At 67.9% G+C, this 807-nt stretch carries 1 protein-coding gene; it reads right to left on the minus strand.

Annotated features, from left to right (window positions below; all coding sequences use genetic code 11):
- Window positions 1–807: putative Ig domain-containing protein (locus ACZIRK_RS45310; RefSeq protein ID WP_474419851.1), on the minus strand; the 807-nt coding region annotated here is incomplete at both ends.

Here is an 807-nt window from a genome sequence, read left to right on the forward strand (position 1 = left end):
GTGAACAGGCTCACCGTCGTGGACGTCGTGGTCACGGCGATATTGAAGGTCTCACTGGCAGAGAGGCCGGCCGGATCGGTGGCCGAAACCTGGATGCCGGCGGTGCCGACATTGGCCGATGCGGGCGTGCCGCTGAAAGTTCGTGTCGTCGCGTTGAACGTCAGCCATGAGGGGAGCGCCGCGCCGTTCAGGCCGGTTGCCGAATAGGTGAGGGCGCCGCCGTCGGGATCGTTGAAGGTGCCGGCGGGCAGGCTCAGCGAGAAGGCCGAGCCGACGACCGCGTTCTGGTTGGCGGTCTGGGTCACCAGCACCGGCGGCGTGTCGGTCGCCACGGCGATATTGAAAGTCTCGCTGGCGGAGAGGCCGGCGGGATCGGTGGCCGAAACCTGGACGCCGAGGGTGCCGACATTGGCCGATGCGGGCGTGCCGCTGAATGCTCGCGTTGCCGCGTTGAACGTCAGCCATGAGGGAAGCGCCGCGCCGTTCAAGCCGGTTGCCGAATAGGTGAGAGCGCCGCCGTCGGGATCGTTGAAGGTGCCGGCGGGCAGCGTCAGCGAGAAGGCCGAGCCGACGACCGCACTCTGGTTGGCGGTCTGGGTCACCAGCACCGGCGGCGTGTCGGTCGTCGAGCCAGGCGAGAACACCACGTCGGCGTAGTAGTTGGACGCGCTGAAGCTGCTGGTCGGGAAGATCCCAGCGGTGCTGGTGCCGCCATAGGCATAGACCCCGTTGCCGCCGGACGAGGCGGAGGAGGGCGCCGTCAGCGCGCCGCTCGAGACGGCGTTGGTGAAGAAATTGCTGGTCGCT

The sequence above is a fragment of the Bradyrhizobium sp. Leo114 genome (assembly GCF_055229415.2).